This window comes from Methylomonas sp. MK1, from assembly GCF_000365425.1.
Classification (GTDB): Bacteria; Pseudomonadota; Gammaproteobacteria; order Methylococcales; family Methylomonadaceae; genus Methylomonas.
In genome coordinates this window covers 1,266,804-1,284,418 of sequence record NZ_AQOV01000001.1, presented here as the reverse complement: position 1 = coordinate 1,284,418, position 17,615 = coordinate 1,266,804, and the positions used below count along the sequence as shown (strand labels likewise).

The following is a 17,615-nucleotide window of genomic DNA, read 5'->3' as shown; positions in this document are numbered from 1 at the left end:
GACTAGCCCAACCCATTTTCATTCAGCCAGTAAGGAAAACGACATTATGATCCCGGTAGTATTATCAGGCGGTTCAGGAACTCGGCTATGGCCTTTGTCTCGTGGTCAGTATCCTAAGCAATTTTTACCCTTGGTGTCCGGCAACACCATGCTTCAGGAAACCATTTTAAGGCTTGATGGCGTTGCCGGCTTACAAGCCCCAATTGCGGTTTGTAATGAAGATCATCGATTTATGCTCGCAGAGCAAATGCGGGAAATCGGAATCAAACCTGCTGCCATTATTTTGGAGCCTGTCGGCAAAAATACCGCACCGGCCGTAGCGATGGCTGCATTGAGTGCACGCTCCGAAGACGATGTGTTGTTGATTTTGCCGGCTGACCATGTGGTCGGTAATCGCGCAGCTTTTCATCGCGCGGTGGTTCAAGCCGAATTGTTGGCGAAACAGGATCTTTTGGTAACGTTTGGAATCGTCGCGACCGAGCCGGAAACCGGCTATGGCTACATCAAGCGCGGTGATACCCGTTATGGCGAAGCTTATAAGGTAGCTGCATTTGTAGAAAAGCCCGATTTGCAAACCGCGCAGCGCTATCTGGAAAGTGGCGAATATTTCTGGAACAGCGGCATGTTCGCGTTTAAAGCCGGTTGTTTTTTACGTGAGTTAGAAAAATACAATCCGGAAATGCTGGAGGTTTGCAGGGAAGCCTTGCGGGCGGCAAAACCCGATTTGGATTTTGTGCGTTTGGATAAGCAGATTTTTTCGACGTGCCCGTCCGATTCCATCGACTACGCCGTGATGGAAAAAACCGATAAGGCGGTGGTGATCCCGTTGGATGCGGAATGGAACGATGTCGGTTCCTGGTCCGCACTTTGGGATGTAACCGATAAAGACGCTGCCGGCAATGCCATCAAAGGCGATGTGTTGACGGTAGATACTTGCAATTCCTATATTCACTCGGCCAACAAACTGGTAGCGGTGATCGGTGTGGATAATTTGGTGGTGGTCGAAACTGACGATGCGGTCATGATTGCCGCGAAGGATAGGGTGCAAGACGTCAAGGAAGTAGTCGATCAACTGAAAAAATTGAAACGCAGTGAAGCCAGCGTGCATCGTAAGGTTTACAGGCCATGGGGGCATTACGATTTAGTCGATGCCGGTGAGCGCCATCAAACCAAGCGTATAGTCGTGAAGCCTGGTGCGAAATTATCTGTGCAAAAGCATCATCACCGCGCCGAGCATTGGGTTGTCGTCAAAGGCACTGCCTGGGTGGATAAAAACGGTGAGAAAATTTTGGTTACCGAAAACGAATCTATTTACATACCCTTGGGTGTTATTCACAGTCTGGAGAATCCGGGAGTGATTCCGTTGGAAATGGTGGAAGTCCAGTCCGGCAGCTATCTCGGCGAAGACGATATCGTCCGTTACGAAGATCAATACGGCCGTATTTAACTCGGAATGGTCTGCTATCGCGGCGCCAAGATGCGCTTTTTGACGACTGCATCTCGTATAAATCATCTGCCAAACGGCATTACTCGGCCATTGTGAACAGATGATTTGCATGAGTCTATCGTTCGATGTATCACCAAAATTAAGTGTTTTTGTCTAAATTTACTGAAGTTCGCCGTTCAACGAAGAGCGGCGAAGGATTTTTTGTCAGCGTTTTGGTTTAAAGTTAGCCGTTTTATACCCGCCGAATAAAAAATTTGGTGCTTGCTTTATTCCGGAGTTGCTCTTGTCGCTGCAAACAATCAACGATTTGTTGAAAAAACATAAGCTTGTCGAAGGCATGCTGAACAATCAGCCTATGCCGCGCCGTAAGCTGATCACTGCTTTGGTACAAAAGCAGCACATGGTGGAACTGCGTAGTCTGTTGGCGCGGCTGTCTGCTATCGAAATAGGGCAAATTCTGCATGCTCTGGACCTGGAGGATGCTAACTTGGTCTGGCAGCAGGTCGAGGAATCCAGGCAGGACGATGTGCTTTGGGAATTGTCCGATACCTTGCGCGAGGAATTGGTCGGCGACCGAGAGCCGCATTGTGGCGTGGGGCAAATGAGTGCATTCGAGTTGGTCGAAGGTCGCCTCGCTAAGGTCGCTATCACCTGCCGCCACGATTTGTACGCCATCAAGCCGATCTGGATCGATTTGTTGGCGCCAAGCAAGGCGCAGCGGCTGCTTATCGGGCAACATTATGGCCTGGAGTTGCCGGACCCCCTGGATTTGACCGATTTGGAAGCCAGCGCCCGGTTCTACGTCGAGGATCAGCACGAAATTCATATACATTCGGATTTTTTACTGGATCGCGAAGGCAAGTCGCGCAGTGTACCGGTCGCATTCATATTGCGCGGAGATATGCTGTTTTCGGTACGTAGTGAAGAATTGCCCGTATTTCGTTTACAGCGTTTACGCGCACGCACGCAGCCGGGCTTTGTCTCGGATTGCAAGGATATGTTGCTGGATTTATACGGTGCCGAAGCCGAGTATTCCGCGGATGCGCTGGAGAATATTTACGAACAGTTGGAAATTGTCAGCAAAAAAGTATTAAGTCAGGATATTAGCGACGAAGAAGCCGCGGATATTTTGACCGATATTGCCGAAGAGGAGGATTTAAATGGTCGAATCCGCCGGAATATGCTGGATACTCAGCGCGCCGTGTCGTTTTTGATTCGCCGCAAACTGCTGAATACCACGCAGTTGGAAGATGCGCAGCAAATTTTGCGCGATATAGAATCACTTAATAGCCATACAGCGTTTTTGTTCGACAAGATCAACTTCCTGATGGATGCCACGGTCGGTTTTATCAATATTAATCAAAATAAAGTGATTAAAATTTTCTCGGTGGCTTCGGTGGCAATGTTGCCGCCCACCTTGATTGCCAGTATTTACGGTATGAACTTTGAGAATATGCCGGAATTGCAGTGGATGCTTGGCTATCCTTTTGCACTCGGATTGATGACTGTCTCGGTATTGTTGCCGTTTATTTTCTTTAAAAGGAAGGGTTGGTTGAGATGAGCGATTGGCATACCTCTGGCCCATTTAAAGCTCAAATGCAGCCTGCGACAATATGCCACATTTGAATTTGAAATTTTCGCCACTATCATTAACCTAGCTTTTTCGTTCGGTTTGATAGTTAAAAGTTGCGTTATATTTCTTCCTATTGCTTCTAAGGCGGTTATTAAAAATAACTGCCTTTTTTTTGCCTAAAATAAATTTTGGTCAGCGTTTGGGATTGAATTTAATCAGCTTGATTGCGTTTTCATCGCGCTTAATTATTTCAATGACGTGCCCATGTAATTTGACGCTGGTGCCCGGCTCCGGAATGGTTTCCATGTATTCGATTACCAGGCCATTTAAGGTTTTCGGACCTTCGGTGGGTAAATCCCAGTGCGTGATGCGATTGAGCTCGCGGATGGTTACGCCGGCATCCACCAGATAGCTACCGTCTTTTTGCATTGTTATATCGGGTTCTTCCGAGACCAATTCACCGACAATCTCTTGCAATAAGTCGTCGAGCGTCACTAATCCCTGTACGTCGCCATATTCGTCGACCACTAAGCCAATACGGAGTTTTTCGGCCTTAAAGATTTGCATTTGTTTATGAATCGAGGTGCTGGCCGGAATGAAGAAAGGCTTGGATAGGCTGTTGGTGATATTGTGTTTGTCAAAATCAGGATCACTAATTTGCGCTAAAATCGTACGTAAATGTAGAAAACCTATCACTCGGTCTATATTTTTTTTGTATACCGGTAGGCGAGTATGCGGGCTATTTTGTAGCTGCTTGATAATATCTTCTACCGATTCTTCCAGATCAATGCCAACAATTTCATTGCGATGGGTCATGATGTCGGTAACACTGGCGGATTCCAGATCTAAAATACTCAACAGCATGTTTTGATAGCGCGTCGGTAAATGATTGGCATCAGACACGATGCTTTTTAACTCGTCTTTATTAAGTGATTCGATAGCCGTATTACTCGTGCTTTTAATACCGAACGGCCACAATAACAGGCTGGATATAGCGTTAATCACCCATACCAAGGGATAAAATATCTTTAACAATGGAATGTAAATCCAGGAGGACAGTAACGCCAGTAACTCGGGTTTGAGGGCGCCCAAGGTTTTTGGGGTCACTTCGGAAAATACCAGCATGCCGAATGTCAGCAGGCCGATAGCCGGGGCTATGGCGTTATCTCCGCTAACGCGGATGGCAATCAAAGTTGTTAAGGACGATGCCAGGATATTGACAAAATTGTTGCCCAGCAGGATCAGGCCTAGCAAACGGTCCGGCCTTTTGAGGAGTTGATGGGCTTTAATAGCTCCCTTGTGATTTTTTTTCACCAAATGCTGCAACCGATAACGGTTCAGCGTCATCAAGGCGGTTTCAGAACCGGAAAAAAAAGCTGAAATGATCAGTAAGGCTGCCAGTATACCGAACAGTATACTTAAGGATATGTCGTTCAAGGCAACGGGGCTCTTGGCTGTTAAACATTGAGCTAGTTTCTATGTTGTGGAAAATTTGTCAAGCTGCAAAATTGGGTCGTTTAATAGTCAATCGATGTAAACAACATGAACTAAACTATGCAATAGCTTGAAATGGGGCCATTTTGACAATAACCGGATTCGATGCTTAACTTAAAATCAGCAACCCCCTTCCGCCTTAAAACAACGTAGTTTGCAGAGATTATACGCATGGCTTTGCCAGAAATTTTGCTCATTGATGACAACACCCACCGCAGTCTGCAAGTGGAATGTATCCTCCGGTTTTTGGAATATAGGGTGGAGACGGTTGTCAGCAGCGAATTCGAAGCGGTGCTCCGTGAACATGACGGTTTCGATGCCGTGTTTGTCGGCGGCGGTGGCGATAAACAAGCCAGCTTGATCAAAACGGTCACCGAAAGCGTTGGCGATATTCCTGTGATTTTGCTGGTGGACGCGGGTGGGCCGCAAGTAGTGAGTGCAATTCAACAAATGGTCAACAAAACCTTGGAGTGGCCGACTGTTTACCCGCAGTTGATTCAATTGTTGGATAGCTTGCCGCAGCCCGCTCAATCCACTAAGAAGTCTCTACCGGATAAAGGCTTGGCAGGTAAAAGTAAGGCCATTCAAAAAACCCGCGCTCAAATCGATCAAGTCGCCAAATCCGACGCCACGGTGCTTATTCTCGGCGAATCCGGCACAGGTAAGGAAGTCGTGGCGCAAGCGCTACATCGTGCCTCTGCGCGGCGAGACAGGCCATTCGTGCCGGTCAATTGCGGCGCTATTCCCGGTGAACTCCTGGAAAGCGAATTGTTCGGTCACGAGAAGGGCGCATTTACCGGCGCGTTGACTTCGCGGCAAGGTCGTTTCGAAATGGCGGAAGGCGGTACGCTGTTTTTGGATGAAATCGGTGATATGCCGATGCCGATGCAGGTTAAGTTGTTAAGAGTATTGCAGGAACGCACCTTCGAGCGCGTCGGTAGTAATAAAACCATCCATTGCGATGTGCGGATTATTGCCGCGACGCATCGCCACCTGGAACAAGAAATCGCCGAAAAGCGCTTTCGCGAGGATTTATTTTACCGTCTGAATGTGTTTCCGATCGAAGTGCCTGCCTTGCGGGAAAGAGCGGAAGATATACCTTATTTAATCAACGATTTGGTTGCCCGCATGGAAGCCGCCAATAGGGGAACCGTCAGTTTATTGCCCCGCGCAATTGCCACCTTGATGCAGCATAGTTGGCCCGGTAACGTCCGAGAGCTGTCAAATTTGATCGAGCGTTTGGCTATCATTAGTCCGGATGCTAGTGTCGATGTCGGCGATTTGCCGGAAAAGTTTCAGGCTTATGAAGTGCCGGAAGGCGTGCAGATATCAATGCCCGAGCAAGACATTCACATCGTGCGGCCGGCCGAGCGGGAAGCGCTGGCGATGCCGACCCCTGGCGCTGTCACGGCAGTACATTTACCGGAGCAAGGTATCGATCTTAAGGAGTACCTGACCGATCTTGAGAACGAATTGATCCGTCAAGCGTTGGAGGAATGTAATGGCGTTGTCGCCCATGCCGCCAAACTGCTGAACATGCGCAGAACTACGCTCGTGGAAAAGCTGCGCAAAACCGATGCGGCTTAGACCGGTTTTTACTTCCCAATGAATACACTCCATGCTGAATCGTTGCCAGCTGTTCTGATACCGGAAATTGCAGCCAATATTGCCGGTATCCGCGAATTGCGCCGCGATATACACGCCCACCCGGAGTTGTGCTTCGAGGAAGTGCGTACCGCCGAGCTGGTCGCGGCAAAGTTGACTGAATGGGGGATTCCTATTCATCGCGGCTTGGGTAAAACCGGCGTAGTGGGAATTATCAAAGCAGGGAGTTCCGATAAGGCTATCGGCTTGCGTGCTGATATGGACGCCTTACCTATGCACGAGACCAACAGCTTTGCGCATGCATCACGGTACCCAGGCAAAATGCATGGCTGTGGGCATGACGGTCATACCGCCATGCTCTTGGCTGCGGCGCAATATTTGGCAATCCAGCGTCATTTTGACGGTACCGTCTATCTGATATTTCAACCGGCGGAAGAGGGCGGTGGCGGCGCCGATGAGATGATCAAGGACGGCCTGTGCGAATTGTTTCCGATGCAGGCGGTTTACGGTATGCACAATTGGCCGGAGTTGCCGGCGGGACATTTTGCCGTCAGTCCCGGACCGGTCATGGCATCCTTGAATACCTTTCGCATCGTCATCCGCGGCAAGGGCTGTCATGCGGCATTGCCGCATTTAGGCTTGGACCCGGTGCCGGTGGCGGCGCAAATGATTATGGCGTTTCAAACCATCCTGACTCGCAGTGCCAATCCCTTGGATAACGGTTTGATTTCAGTAACCATGGTGCATGCGGGCGAGGCGACCAACATCATCGCCGATGCCTGCGAATTGGCCGGTACGGTGCGCACATTCTCCAATCAACTACTGGATTTGATTGAAACCCGTATGCGGGAAATTGCCCGGCATATTTGTTTGGCACATGGGATGGAATCTGATTTTGAATTTAAACGTAGCTATCCGCCGACTGTTAATCACCGTGAGGCAGTCGAAACGTCTCGTAGCGTAATGACCTCTATCGTCGGCGACCGGCATGTTTTGGAGCAAAAAGCTACGATGGGTGCCGAAGATTTTGCGTTTATGCTGCAAAAGTTACCCGGTAGCTACTGCTTCATCGGCAACGGCTCAGGCGATCATCGTAGTGTTGGTCATGGCGCCGGTCCTTGTACCCTGCATAACACCAGTTACGATTTTAACGATGATATTTTGCCCTTAGGAGCGACTTATTGGGTGAGATTGGTGGAAGCCTGTCTGCCAGCCGAATAATGGCTGCCAAACGACCTGAAAATGCCAGTTCTGTGACAACTCTGGCAGTTTTTGCGACAAAATTGCCATGTCAGTACGCAGTTTTCCATATATAGCTCATGGGAAAAGTGGTTCCCTTTAAAGCATTAACCCAAGGAAAGAATCAGTCTAAATTGTTTTTGAATTACAGACAGCAGGCCTTTTGGGGCACTTGGACGGTTTCCCGTTTGCGTTCAGATTATTGAAGAGTAGTCGGAGATGATTTGGCTCGGATCATGCTGCTTGGTTGTTGGGTTTAACCAGCAAATTAGGTGGATGTCATGAAAACCTCAAGCAACGAAATCTCACAACTCAGCAACACACGCACGCTGTTCGTTGAAACGCTGAGTCAGCAATTTATCGCGCTAACCGGCTGCGGCGTTTATGTCTATCTCAACCCGGTCGATATCAACGGATTATTCAACCAATACTTAAGCGATACGCTGTCGATTAATACTTTCGCCAGACAGTGTGTGAAAAACGTATTGGAATAACCCGGCAATTCAACTAAGAAAATCCGCGAGGAGGCAGGGTATCTTATCGATTCCCTGTTTCCTGAAGCTCAGTTTCGGGCAAAGGCGACTTGATAACCGCTAAGAAAATCGCAGCGTTCCAGGCTTTCAGCAATCGCAGGAATCGATATTTTATGATTACCGGTTGCAATAAAAACCAAATGCCACTCTTCGTGTTTATTATTGCTGATAACGGTAATCGAGCCTTCGGCCAATCTATACCCCAAGACATTTGCCAAATCATTGATCTCGGTCTGATTGGGGCGATAACCGGTTTGAAAGCGTAAAATTACCGACACTGCATGACGGGAAGGCAAGGCCGCTTCGATGCGCCCGCCCCATATCATGGTTGCCGATGCAATTAAAGCCAACACAATAGCCGCGAAATAAAATCCGGCGCCACATAAAATACCGATGGCCGAAGACGCCCAAATCGATGCGGCGGTCGTCAGACCGCTGATGTTCAGACCTTCCTTCATGATCACGCCGGCACCCAAGAAACCGATACCCGTTACGATGCCCTGAATAACCCGGGTAGGGTCGGCGGTAGTGGTGAGCGGCAATAAGCCGCCAAACCAGAACTGCGGGTAACCGACGATTACCGTTACCGCCGCAGAGGCCATGCACACCAGTCCATAGGTGCGCATGCCGGCGGCCCGGCCGTGATAGGAGCGTTCGTAGCCCACTACCATGCCCAAAAACAGAGCTCCGACGATATTCATTAGAATCACCACGCTGGCTTCCAATTGGGCAATCGACCAAAACGAAATCAGCCGGTCCGGCGAGATTGGATTCATGTTTTACCGTTCGGTTTTTTGGGAGATAAGGGCTACAGACATGGGCCTATTGCACCGTTTCCACGTCAACATTGATTTCGATAGGCTTTTGATAATAGATGCCCGATAGTTTTCGTTTGAATTCGTCGGTAATATCCCGAGCATCCTGGCGGCTTTTCATCACGCGAGGGGTGAGCAGGACCACAAGTTCGGTTTTGTCCTTATTACGCGTCGTACCGCCGAAAAGCGGCCCGATTAATGGTATCTCGTGCAGTAGCGGCACGCCGTCGCGTAAATAGTCGTTGTTTTCCTTGATCAAACCGCCCAAAACAATGGTTTCGCCGCTTTGTACCGCGACACTGCTTTCTATTTCTCTTTTCTGAATAGTGGGCGAGTCGATGGTGTCGCTGGTCGTGGTTTTGATAGCCTGATTCACACTTTGCAATATGTCCATCAGCACCAATCCACCGGCATTTACCCGGGGCCTGACCGACAAATTCACCCCGGTATCGATCATTTGGATCGAACTGGTCTGCACAATACCGTTATTGGTGTTGTTACTGCTTAAATTACTGGAAACCGAGGAACGTATCGGCACCGAGTCGCCGACTTTGATCGTGGCTTCCTGGTTGTTCAATACCATTAAGGAAGGTGACGAGATGACATTAACGTTATTGTTTACAGCACTGGCATTCAATACTGCTTGAATGTCCTTAGAGCCGCTGGAAAACGCGTAGGAAAATCCGCTTGTCCCAAATGCTTTCATAGCATCTTTCGCAACATTCGTCAGACTCAGGCCCTGTGCGGAACCTCCCGCTGAATCGTTATTTCCACCGTTATTATGGCTGAAATACCATTGCAAACCGTATTTCAAATCATCTTTCAGTGTCACTTCGACGATAGTTGCATCAATCATTACTTGTAATGGCAGTACATCCAGTTGTTTTAGTACGCGTTCGATCACCGCATACTCCTGAGCGGTAGCTACGATAATCAACGCATTATTGCCTTCATCGGCGATGATTTTTACATTCGGCATGTCGTTGTTATTGCTGCCGCCCGAACTGCTGCTTAAGCTGCCGCCGAGTGCGCCGCTACCGCTGCTGTTTTTGTCTTTGGTTCGGTCGCTAAGCGTTCTATCGCTCATCGAATCCTGCTGCCGATTAGCGCCGCCCGTACTGCTACTCGATGAGCTGTCGGACTTTTTATTGGTGGCCGATAATGATTTACGGCCGGAAGCGATGGAAGCCTTGCTGGATTTACCGGAACCGCCGCTACCGAAAATATTGCTTAAGGTCTCGGCCAAATCCGTAGCGCTGACATGTTGCGCCCGGTATACATTCACGCCGCCGGCTGCCGCCGTGTTGATCCGATCCAGCCGAAATACCCAGTTTTCAATGTCCTTCAGATAACCGGCTTGATGGGTGACGGCTAATACCGCGTTAAGCCTTTCTATCTCTATAAACCGGAAAAAGCTGGCTTCGTCGTCTTTGGACTTTTTAGTGTTGAAGATTTGTTCCAGCTCTTCAATGATTTTGCCGGCGCTGACGTTAGCCGGGGTAAACAAAGCAAAGGAGCGGCCTTTCAATATATCGACATCAAAGGTATTGACCACATCCAGTGCCCTAGAAATTTCCGCGCCGGAACCGGCGACCAAAATCAGATTGCGGTTCGGATCGACATGCAGTAACGACTTTTCCGGCAATAGCGGTTTCAATATGTCCGCCAGTTCCGAGGCTGCGACATTTTTTACCGGAATCACCCGTACCTGATAACCATTGGGCATCTTGGCGCCGGACAGAGAGCTGATTGAGCTGCTGTACAAGGCTTCGTTGGACGGTTTAATTAAATACATGCCGCCTTGTTCGGTCAGGGCGGCATTATTCAAGCTCAACAGCATATCCAGAGTTGGGATCAGCTCGTCCTTGCTTAACGGTTTGGAGGTTTGCAAGGTAACTTTGCCGACCACTTGCGGACTGATGGTGTAGTTTCTGCCCAGAATGTCGCTGAGTATTACTTTAGCCACTTCGCCCAGGTCGGCGTCATCGAAATTCAAACTGTATTCGCCCTTACCGCTGGTTTTGCCGCCGCCGTGGTGGCTGGCTTGCGGGACGATGCTCGCTTCGCCACTAGGGTACATTTCGACTTTGGTGATTCTATTTTCGGCGTTTTTATTGGCGTCGTTAGCCAGTTCCGGGATCAACAAGGTGTCTTCTTGAGCAGGTTTGCTATCGGCAATAGCCAGTTTTTCATGCAATTGTGGGCCGATAAATTCACAGCCGGTCATGGAAAGCGCCAACGCCAACATTGGAGAAATGTTGATTTTTTTAGTTGTCATTGATGTTCTCGGGATTTTCATTGGGTACTGGTTCTATAGGTTTGGCAACGGCGTTGGGGTGCGGCGGTCTGGGCGGTACGGCTGGCTTACCCGGTACGGGAGGCTTGACTTGCGCACGCGGTTTTCTCAATACGACCGATTTTTCCTGGCCACCTTGCTGAAGCAGCACATGGTCGGCTTGTATTTGCTTCAGCAGCCAACCGGATATGCTTTGTTCTTCGGTTATTTTTAAAAACTTTTTGGCTTCGTTGCGCTTTCTAAACAAGGCGGTCGGCTTGTTATTTTTATCGTAAACGCCGATTAACTCCCAGTCGTCGATTTGCCCTGAATCTTGAGTTTGCAAATTATCGGTCGGATTGGTTTCGGCGACAGGCTTTCGGCCTTCGACAAACAAAGGTCTATCGACTATATCGCTGTAGGTTTCCGCAGAGCCGCTATTATCGGCGATATTGGGCAGTTGCTCGGCCGGGGATTCGGTTTGCGGGCGCGGCTCAAGCAGTGTTTGCAATTGCTTTAACGTAAATTGACTATAAGTCCATTCCGCTGCCAACAGCAGGCTCAGCGCGCCGCAACCCAGTAATTGCAATCTGATCAGCTTTTGGTTCATGAGGTCTTGGCTCGCATAAAGCTGATGACTTCAAAACTGACATTCAACTGAGAACTGGGATCCATTTTGTTGGTAGTGCGGTTACGCGCGCCGCGTACCGGGGAAATGTCCAATTGATCGACCAGTAACAAGGGCATATTGGTATCCAGACTATGCAACACCGCGCGCAATGCTTCGATGCTGCCGCTCATCCGCACTTTCACGGCGACGCGGACAAAATCCTCTTCGGCCTTGCCCGGCAAACCTTGTGTGCTGGTCAGTTGTCCGCCGGCTTCCGTTACCGCGGTTTTGACGATGTTTTGCAACTCGGCCGAGGCCAGCGCTTCGGTGTCGCTGTCGCTCAGATAGCCTTGCTGCTGGTATTGCTGATTCAATGATTCCAGGTTTTGGGCAACGCTGTCGCGGCGAGCAACAATAGCTTGCTGACGTTGCAAACGAAACAGCAGGTCGTTTTTTTGCTCGCGATAATCCAGCCAACTGCTGAATAAAGGCAGCAAAACCAGAAATATTACGCTAAATAACACCAATCCCAATAGTGATAGCGCCAGCCAGCGTTGATAACGCGCGTCATTCATTGCTTGGACTCTCCGTTTGCCTCAGATTCGGCAGGGTCGGGATCGCCGGTGGTTGTCACCTCGGCATCCTGAGCAGGCGCGACGGGTGGCGGGCTAACATCCATACTGATTTGAAAGCGCTCTCGCCCGGTGGCTTTATCCTGGGTCAACGGCGATACGAAACTGACATTGCTGAAATATGCGGAACTTTCCAACAAACCGATCAAGGAAGACGCGGCCGGCGATTGACCCTGGATTTGCAGGCGTTTGTCTGCAAATTGAAAATGCGTCAACCAGCTGTCATCTTTTAACAAGGTGCTGAGTTCATTCAATACCGCAACCAGAGCGGGAGACTGGGTTTTAATGTCTATCAAACGTTGGGTTTGCTGGCGTAAGGCATCGATTTCATGCTGTTGTTCTTCTATCACGCGAGTTTCTTTTTCCAGCGTTTTGATGTGATTTTTCAATACATCGACGGCTTGGCCTTCCTGCCACACCGGCCAGATCAATACAGCCAGAAACAATAATAACAGTAAGCTGTTCAGCAGCCAGTGAGTGGCTTGAGCCAAGGCGTTGCCACGAGGCCGGTAGCGTTCCGGGAGTAAATTGTAGTCAGGCGCATCGGCAGGGCTGACGGTGCTGGCGTGGCAAAAATCCACCCGCACCGGCTGTATCCCCAAAGCCTGTAGTTTGCCCAGTTGCTCGTCCAGTACGGTTTTAGGTGTAAATACCAGTAATACTTCAATTTGACCATGCTCGGTTTTGCCGCGCGGAATGGCGGCAAAATAGACTTGCTCGGCCTTGAACGGCGTATACCGGTCCAATTCAAAGCCGACGACTTGCTGCAGATTCTCTTGCGCGGCAGCGGGTAAATAGACGACCTTTTTTAGTGCCTGTGTGTGGTCCAGGCGTAAGATACATTCGGCTTTTTCAAAGTCCGGATGTTGGGCCTTCAAGGTTTGATAACTGTCCGCGATGTTGCTGTCCAGCCGCCAGGTCATTGGGGTTTGCTGTTGGGCCTCGCGGTAAAAATTGATTTGAAAATCCGCGTCGGCGGCGCTGAATACTAGTGCGCCACTGCGGTCTGTCAGCAAGGATCTGAGACGATTCGGTACCAAAAACGCCAATTCTCGCCCCCACCACTGGAAGAAACGTTTCAGATCGAAATCAATGCTGGTTTGTAAATTCATCTTGAACGGTAATTAGCTGGGATTCCTTGGCCGAGTCGAATAAGGCCAATATTTGCTGACCTTGTTTCCAATCCAGGATTTGGTAGGGCGCTTGGCTGGGGTCTTGGTTCTGGATTCTTACCACTGCTTCGATAGCGGCCGTCGCCTGATCTTCCAGCAGGGTTTGCACCATAATAGTATACGTTTGCTCTTCATCCGCCAATGCCGGATCGGTTTGCTCGGCAGTGTCATCATCTGCTGAAGTCGATTCCGACAAGCGCTTGTCCAAGTATACATCATGAATATTCTGTTCCTTCAGGCTGTCACCAACCATTTGCAGTAACTCCGGCGGTGCCAGCCGCAAGTTTAATTCCGCTTGTCCGGAGTAGATAGTGATCCACGGTTGAAGTTTCTCGAAAATATCAGCGTTAAAGCCCTGCACCAATTGCAACTCCTCCAGGGATTGAAAAGGTTGATTGCTGGGCTGATAAGCCAGTCCGGCCTGCCGATACTGTTTTTTTTCGGCGCCGTGCGGACGCGGTTCATCGTCGGCATCCCGCCAATCCAGCAGGGCGTCCAATAAATTCTGCTGGAGTTTTTCGTCGTCGCTTACCGAACTAATCAAGGCCTTTAATAAGGGTTCCTCGGCGGCGTTGATATCGACTTTGCCGGATTCGGCGAGAATTCTGATACGAATTTCGCTATCGTTGCCCGGTATCCGATAGATGCTGCCATCCGCGTGCCAACGCTGGTCGGGATCGGCCTGTTGCAGCATGAATTGGGCAATACTTAAACCGGTTTCTGCACGTGCTTGTGCTTGGGCATTGTTTTTCAATGCGCCCGCGACGCTGCTTTCCCGGCGCATACTCAATGCAAAACTGCCGGCCATCAGGCTCAGCAGCGTCAAAATCCAAATGACGATCACTAGCGCCAGGCCGCTTTGCCGATGGGCTGCCTGTGCACGAAGCATGCTATTCATTCGCAATGCCGGGCTGTTGGTTTTGTTCGCCGAGCAACGCTTCCGCATTCGGCTGGCCGTTGATTTTTAACGCAAATATCATGTCCGGCCAAAAACTGTCGTCATTTAGCGAGATGCTGATTTTTACCAGTTTGGGTAACTGGCCGGTGGCTTGTCCTTGCCATTCGTCTAGCCAAGCGCCATTACCGTCAATGCTGTCAGCCGATGCGCCAAAGTAGCTGATTTTGAAATGCCGTAAATTTTCCAACAATACGACCGGTTCGGCATCGGTAGGTATCGATTCGGTTTGCCGGTAAGGGGTTAAAGCTACCTTAAGGGTCGACGGCTGCTGTGGGTCCAGGCCGACATGAAACACTTGCAAGCCCTTGCGTGCCGAGGCGGCCGGCAACGCAGAGACAAAGCTGATGCTTTGCGGCAAGCCTTCGAAAGCCAGTTTTGGCAGTTCTTGCGATCCCTGTTGTTGATCGTTTTGTTGTTGGTTTTCCTGGATGACAGGGAAGGGTTTGGTATTACTCAAATGTCGTTTGAAGAATTGGTAAACCACGGCTTTTTTATTCACTTCGCTGATTTTGGCTTCGCCGCTGTTCCAGCTTTCCGCCGCTATCCGCAAACTGGCGAACAGCAAGACCACCATGATGCCCAGCAGGCTAATGGCTATCAGCATTTCGATCAACGTAAATCCTTTTGCTGATGAACGGTACAGCACTAGCCAGGACCTGGTTGCTGTAGCTTTAAGGTATGCAGTTCCACGGCACGCGGTTGCTCATCCTCGCCCCACGCAACCACTACCCGCACCGACATCAGCGCTGGCGCCGGCTTTTGCTGATCGGTATCCATATCTCTCAGACTGGCACGGGATTGCGCCGGCGTCGCTGGACTGACGATGATTTGCCAGTCGTATTTATCGCCTTCCGTACCCTGACTTTCGCCGGCTGTTAGCTCGGTTTCCACGCCAGTGCGGGCCATCAGCGATTCGGCGATTTGCACGGCGATAGTGTATTCCTCGGAAATAACCGCATTGTTAACGCCGGTGCCGAAGATGCGCAGCAGCACGGTCAACGCTATCGCCATGATGGAAAAAGCCACCAGAATTTCCAGTAAGGAAAAGCCTTTATGCCGCTGCATCGGAAATACTGACTTCGCCGGTAATCCAGTTGACGTCGATGCGGCGCAATTGATTGCCCCATTCCAACGTAATTCTGCCACCGGTGGAGGAACCGTCGCCGAAGAAACGAATATTACCCTGTTCCCCTTCACTAAACTCTTCCTCCGCAACCACCAGCGACACGTCGATGTCTTCGGCAAACGGGTAAGTTTTATCGCGGTTGCTGATGCTGTAGCTATTGTCTTGCAGATCGATTGCTACGCTGACTGGCTTTTGCGTCATTAAGGCCTGGCCGTGCGCGTAACGCAGGGCCGAGGCCATATCCCTGGCGACGGCTTGCAACTTGGTACTGCGGTTGCCGGAGCCGATATTGCTGCCGACCACCGCGAAAGCCAGGACGCTAATCAGCAGTACGATGATCAACTCGATCAGCGTAAAGCCTTGCATGCGTTGACGGGCGGGCAGGGCGGTCATTTATTCCCAGCTGTTGATGTCCTGATCTTCGCCTTCGCCGCCTTCTTTTTCATCGGCACCATAGCTGAACAAATCGAACTTACCGTGCTGGCCGGGGAAGACGTAGTGATAATCCTGATTCCAAGGGTCTTGCGGGATTTTGTCCTTGCGCAAGTAAGGGCCGTTCCAACGCTTGGCGTCGGCGGGTCTTTCCACTAAAGCAGCCAAACCTTGCTGCGCTGTGGGATAACGGCCTTCGTCGAGTTTGTACATGTCCAGCGACGCCGCCAGATCCTCGATTTGTACTCTGGCAGCCTTGGTTTTGGAGGCGCCCATATGTTTCATCACCTGCGGTCCGACAATCCCGGCCAGCATGGCGATAATGCCCAACACCACCAACAGTTCCAGCAAGGTAAAACCGCCGTGGCGGCGTAACGTGTGTTTCATCTGCAAAACTCCTTCTATTAAATGGATGGTACGGGCGAATTTATTCGTCCGTAGGCCTAAACAGCCAAATCGTTAACGCTCAAAATAGCCAATAAAATGGAAACGATGATGCCGCCTATCATCAAGCCCAACGAAATAATCAAAGCCGGTTCCAGCAGCGCCAGCATCCGCTGGATGGTGGTCTTTAGCTGCTTGTCGTAAATGGTGGCAACCCGCATCAGCATTTCCTCAAGTTTGCCGGTTTCCTCGCCCATTTTAATCATTTGCACCGCCAGTTTGGGAAACAGGTTTTGCTGGGCCAACGCGTCCGACATCGTCCGGCCTTGCTTGAGCTGTGCTTCGGCATTTTCTAATAGATCCGCCAACACCATGTTACCGACGGTTTCCCGGACTATGCCCAGTGATTTTAAAATCGACACGCCATTGCCTAATAAAGTGCCGAAGGTGCGGCTGAAATTTGCTATTTCCATGGTCAGGATGATCTCGCCGAACAACGGAAATTTCAAAAGCCGGCCGTCCCAGGCTTTTTTGCCGGCCGGATCGGCCAACTGCGATTTTATAGTTTGCACGCTGCCAAGAATAACAATCAGCAGCACCCACCAATAACTTTGCAGAAACTCGGCCAGGCCGATGACGATCTGAGTTGGCACCGGCAAGGCCTGGCCAGCGCTGTCGAACATTTCCTTAAATTGCGGTACCACAAAAGTTAACATCACGAACAGCGATGCCAGCGACATCACCAATAAAATGGCCGGATAAATCAGCGCGGTGCTGACCGTATCTTTCAGTTCTTGCGAGCGCTCCATATACTCGGATAAACGCATCAATACGCCGCCGAGATTGCCGCCCATTTCGCCGGCGCGGATCATGTTCAAATAAAACTTGGAAAACACGCCGCTTTGGCTTTCCAGCGCATCGGCCAAAGCTTTACCCGCCTTGACCTTCTCCAGCACCTCGCCGACCAGTTTATTCAATTTCGGGTTTTCTTCGGTCAACTGCATCAGAATCGTCAACGAGCGGTCCAGTGGCAAACCCGATTCCAGCAAAGTCGCCAGCTCTCCAGTTAGCATGCCGATTTCTTTCTGGGAAAGCTTGACCCCGGCAGACTTTAATTTGAACCCCAGAAAGGTCTTATCCTTCGCCAACTCAATGCGGATGGGAATTAAGCCCTGGTTTTGCAATTCCAGCAGCAAGGCCTGCTCGTCTGCGGCATTACGCACACCGTCTTCGGCGACACCCTGACTGTTGACGGCTTTGTAGGAGAATAAAGGCATGTATTTGCTTAGTTTGCTTTTTGGCTGGGTTTGCGGTTCGGTA

General features: G+C 50.1%; 17 protein-coding genes. 5 read left to right on the top strand and 12 right to left on the bottom strand.

Annotated features, from left to right (window positions below):
* Nucleotides 1–46: 46 nt before the first annotated feature.
* Nucleotides 47–1,447: a mannose-1-phosphate guanylyltransferase/mannose-6-phosphate isomerase gene (locus G006_RS0105960; protein ID WP_026146877.1), complete on the top strand. Its 1,401-nt coding sequence runs from the start codon at nucleotides 47–49 to the stop codon at nucleotides 1,445–1,447.
* 283 nt (nucleotides 1,448–1,730) lie between these two features.
* Entirely contained in the window at nucleotides 1,731–3,008 is a 1,278-nt protein-coding gene (corA, locus tag G006_RS0105955; RefSeq protein WP_020482260.1) for a magnesium/cobalt transporter CorA, read from the top strand.
* A gap of 204 nt (nucleotides 3,009–3,212) precedes the next feature.
* Here corA and G006_RS0105950 read toward each other — a convergent pair whose 3' ends face one another.
* The gene (locus G006_RS0105950) at nucleotides 3,213–4,457 is read right to left on the bottom strand and encodes an HlyC/CorC family transporter (protein ID WP_020482259.1); all 1,245 of its coding nucleotides are present in this window, start codon (nucleotides 4,455–4,457) and stop codon (nucleotides 3,213–3,215) included.
* Between the two features lie 228 nt (nucleotides 4,458–4,685).
* Here G006_RS0105950 and G006_RS0105945 point away from each other — a divergent pair, with 228 nt between their 5' ends.
* The 3 genes from G006_RS0105945 to G006_RS0105935 all read left to right on the top strand — a co-directional run bounded on the left by G006_RS0105945 (nucleotide 4,686) and on the right by G006_RS0105935 (nucleotide 7,852).
* A complete protein-coding gene (locus G006_RS0105945; protein WP_020482258.1) occupies nucleotides 4,686–6,101 on the top strand; it encodes a sigma-54 dependent transcriptional regulator in 1,416 nt (471 codons plus the stop codon).
* An 18-nt stretch (nucleotides 6,102–6,119) separates the two neighbouring features.
* Nucleotides 6,120–7,340, top strand: a complete 1,221-nt coding sequence (locus G006_RS0105940; RefSeq protein ID WP_020482257.1) for a M20 aminoacylase family protein — start codon at nucleotides 6,120–6,122, stop codon at nucleotides 7,338–7,340.
* Nucleotides 7,341–7,639: 299 nt separating this feature from the next.
* Nucleotides 7,640–7,852 carry a hypothetical protein gene (locus tag G006_RS0105935; protein ID WP_020482256.1) on the top strand — a complete coding sequence of 71 codons (213 nt, stop codon included), beginning with the start codon at nucleotides 7,640–7,642 and terminating at the stop codon, nucleotides 7,850–7,852.
* 68 nt (nucleotides 7,853–7,920) lie between these two features.
* Here G006_RS0105935 and G006_RS0105930 read toward each other — a convergent pair whose 3' ends face one another.
* From G006_RS0105930 to G006_RS0105880, 11 genes are read right to left on the bottom strand one after another with little or no spacing between them, the layout of a single operon-like run.
* Entirely contained in the window at nucleotides 7,921–8,667 is a 747-nt protein-coding gene (locus G006_RS0105930) for an MgtC/SapB family protein (RefSeq protein WP_020482255.1), read from the bottom strand.
* 46 nt (nucleotides 8,668–8,713) lie between these two features.
* Nucleotides 8,714–10,984 (bottom strand): type II secretion system secretin GspD, encoded by a 2,271-nt coding sequence (gspD, locus tag G006_RS0105925; protein ID WP_020482254.1) that lies wholly within the window; start codon nucleotides 10,982–10,984, stop codon nucleotides 8,714–8,716.
* The gene (locus G006_RS0105920; protein WP_020482253.1) at nucleotides 10,974–11,591 is read right to left on the bottom strand and encodes a hypothetical protein; all 618 of its coding nucleotides are present in this window, start codon (nucleotides 11,589–11,591) and stop codon (nucleotides 10,974–10,976) included. The genes gspD and G006_RS0105920 overlap by 11 nt, the downstream gene beginning before the upstream one ends.
* Complete coding sequence (gspM, locus tag G006_RS0105915; protein WP_020482252.1) at nucleotides 11,588–12,166, bottom strand: type II secretion system protein GspM; 579 nt, start codon at nucleotides 12,164–12,166, stop codon at nucleotides 11,588–11,590. Before gspM ends, G006_RS0105920 begins: the two co-directional genes overlap by 4 nt.
* Nucleotides 12,163–13,335, bottom strand: a complete 1,173-nt coding sequence (locus G006_RS0105910; protein WP_020482251.1) for a PilN domain-containing protein — start codon at nucleotides 13,333–13,335, stop codon at nucleotides 12,163–12,165. Before G006_RS0105910 ends, gspM begins: the two co-directional genes overlap by 4 nt.
* Nucleotides 13,313–14,293, bottom strand: a complete 981-nt coding sequence (locus tag G006_RS0105905) for a general secretion pathway protein GspK (RefSeq protein ID WP_020482250.1) — start codon at nucleotides 14,291–14,293, stop codon at nucleotides 13,313–13,315. The genes G006_RS0105910 and G006_RS0105905 overlap by 23 nt, the downstream gene beginning before the upstream one ends.
* Nucleotides 14,286–14,999 (bottom strand): prepilin-type N-terminal cleavage/methylation domain-containing protein, encoded by a 714-nt coding sequence (locus G006_RS25055; protein WP_033193905.1) that lies wholly within the window; start codon nucleotides 14,997–14,999, stop codon nucleotides 14,286–14,288. Before G006_RS25055 ends, G006_RS0105905 begins: the two co-directional genes overlap by 8 nt.
* Nucleotides 14,999–15,418: a type IV pilus modification PilV family protein gene (locus tag G006_RS0105895; protein ID WP_020482248.1), complete on the bottom strand. Its 420-nt coding sequence runs from the start codon at nucleotides 15,416–15,418 to the stop codon at nucleotides 14,999–15,001. The genes G006_RS25055 and G006_RS0105895 overlap by 1 nt, the downstream gene beginning before the upstream one ends.
* On the bottom strand, nucleotides 15,405–15,872 hold the full coding sequence (locus G006_RS0105890; protein ID WP_020482247.1) for a GspH/FimT family pseudopilin: 468 nt from the start codon (nucleotides 15,870–15,872) through the stop codon (nucleotides 15,405–15,407). Before G006_RS0105890 ends, G006_RS0105895 begins: the two co-directional genes overlap by 14 nt.
* A complete protein-coding gene (gspG, locus tag G006_RS0105885) occupies nucleotides 15,873–16,298 on the bottom strand; it encodes a type II secretion system major pseudopilin GspG (RefSeq protein WP_020482246.1) in 426 nt (141 codons plus the stop codon). It lies immediately after the preceding gene.
* A gap of 56 nt (nucleotides 16,299–16,354) precedes the next feature.
* Nucleotides 16,355–17,572 carry a type II secretion system F family protein gene (locus tag G006_RS0105880; protein WP_026146875.1) on the bottom strand — a complete coding sequence of 406 codons (1,218 nt, stop codon included), beginning with the start codon at nucleotides 17,570–17,572 and terminating at the stop codon, nucleotides 16,355–16,357.
* Nucleotides 17,573–17,615 lie beyond the last annotated feature (43 nt).

Bases quoted from the DNA above. Each gene is read 5' to 3' on its own strand.
- G006_RS0105960 (WP_026146877.1), top strand. From the start codon at position 47: ATGATCCCGGTAGTATTATCAGGCGGTTCAGGAACTCGGCTATGGCCT.
- G006_RS0105945 (WP_020482258.1), top strand. From the start codon at position 4,686: ATGGCTTTGCCAGAAATTTTGCTCATTGATGACAACACCCACCGCAGT.
- G006_RS0105940 (WP_020482257.1), top strand. From the start codon at position 6,120: ATGAATACACTCCATGCTGAATCGTTGCCAGCTGTTCTGATACCGGAA.
- G006_RS0105935 (WP_020482256.1), top strand. From the start codon at position 7,640: ATGAAAACCTCAAGCAACGAAATCTCACAACTCAGCAACACACGCACG.
- G006_RS0105930 (WP_020482255.1), bottom strand. From the start codon at position 8,667: ATGAATCCAATCTCGCCGGACCGGCTGATTTCGTTTTGGTCGATTGCC.
- gspD (WP_020482254.1), bottom strand. From the start codon at position 10,984: ATGACAACTAAAAAAATCAACATTTCTCCAATGTTGGCGTTGGCGCTT.
- G006_RS0105920 (WP_020482253.1), bottom strand. From the start codon at position 11,591: ATGAACCAAAAGCTGATCAGATTGCAATTACTGGGTTGCGGCGCGCTG.
- gspM (WP_020482252.1), bottom strand. From the start codon at position 12,166: ATGAATGACGCGCGTTATCAACGCTGGCTGGCGCTATCACTATTGGGA.
- G006_RS0105910 (WP_020482251.1), bottom strand. From the start codon at position 13,335: ATGAATTTACAAACCAGCATTGATTTCGATCTGAAACGTTTCTTCCAG.
- G006_RS0105905 (WP_020482250.1), bottom strand. From the start codon at position 14,293: ATGAATAGCATGCTTCGTGCACAGGCAGCCCATCGGCAAAGCGGCCTG.
- G006_RS0105895 (WP_020482248.1), bottom strand. From the start codon at position 15,418: ATGCAGCGGCATAAAGGCTTTTCCTTACTGGAAATTCTGGTGGCTTTT.
- G006_RS0105890 (WP_020482247.1), bottom strand. From the start codon at position 15,872: ATGACCGCCCTGCCCGCCCGTCAACGCATGCAAGGCTTTACGCTGATC.
- gspG (WP_020482246.1), bottom strand. From the start codon at position 16,298: ATGAAACACACGTTACGCCGCCACGGCGGTTTTACCTTGCTGGAACTG.
- G006_RS0105880 (WP_026146875.1), bottom strand. From the start codon at position 17,572: ATGCCTTTATTCTCCTACAAAGCCGTCAACAGTCAGGGTGTCGCCGAA.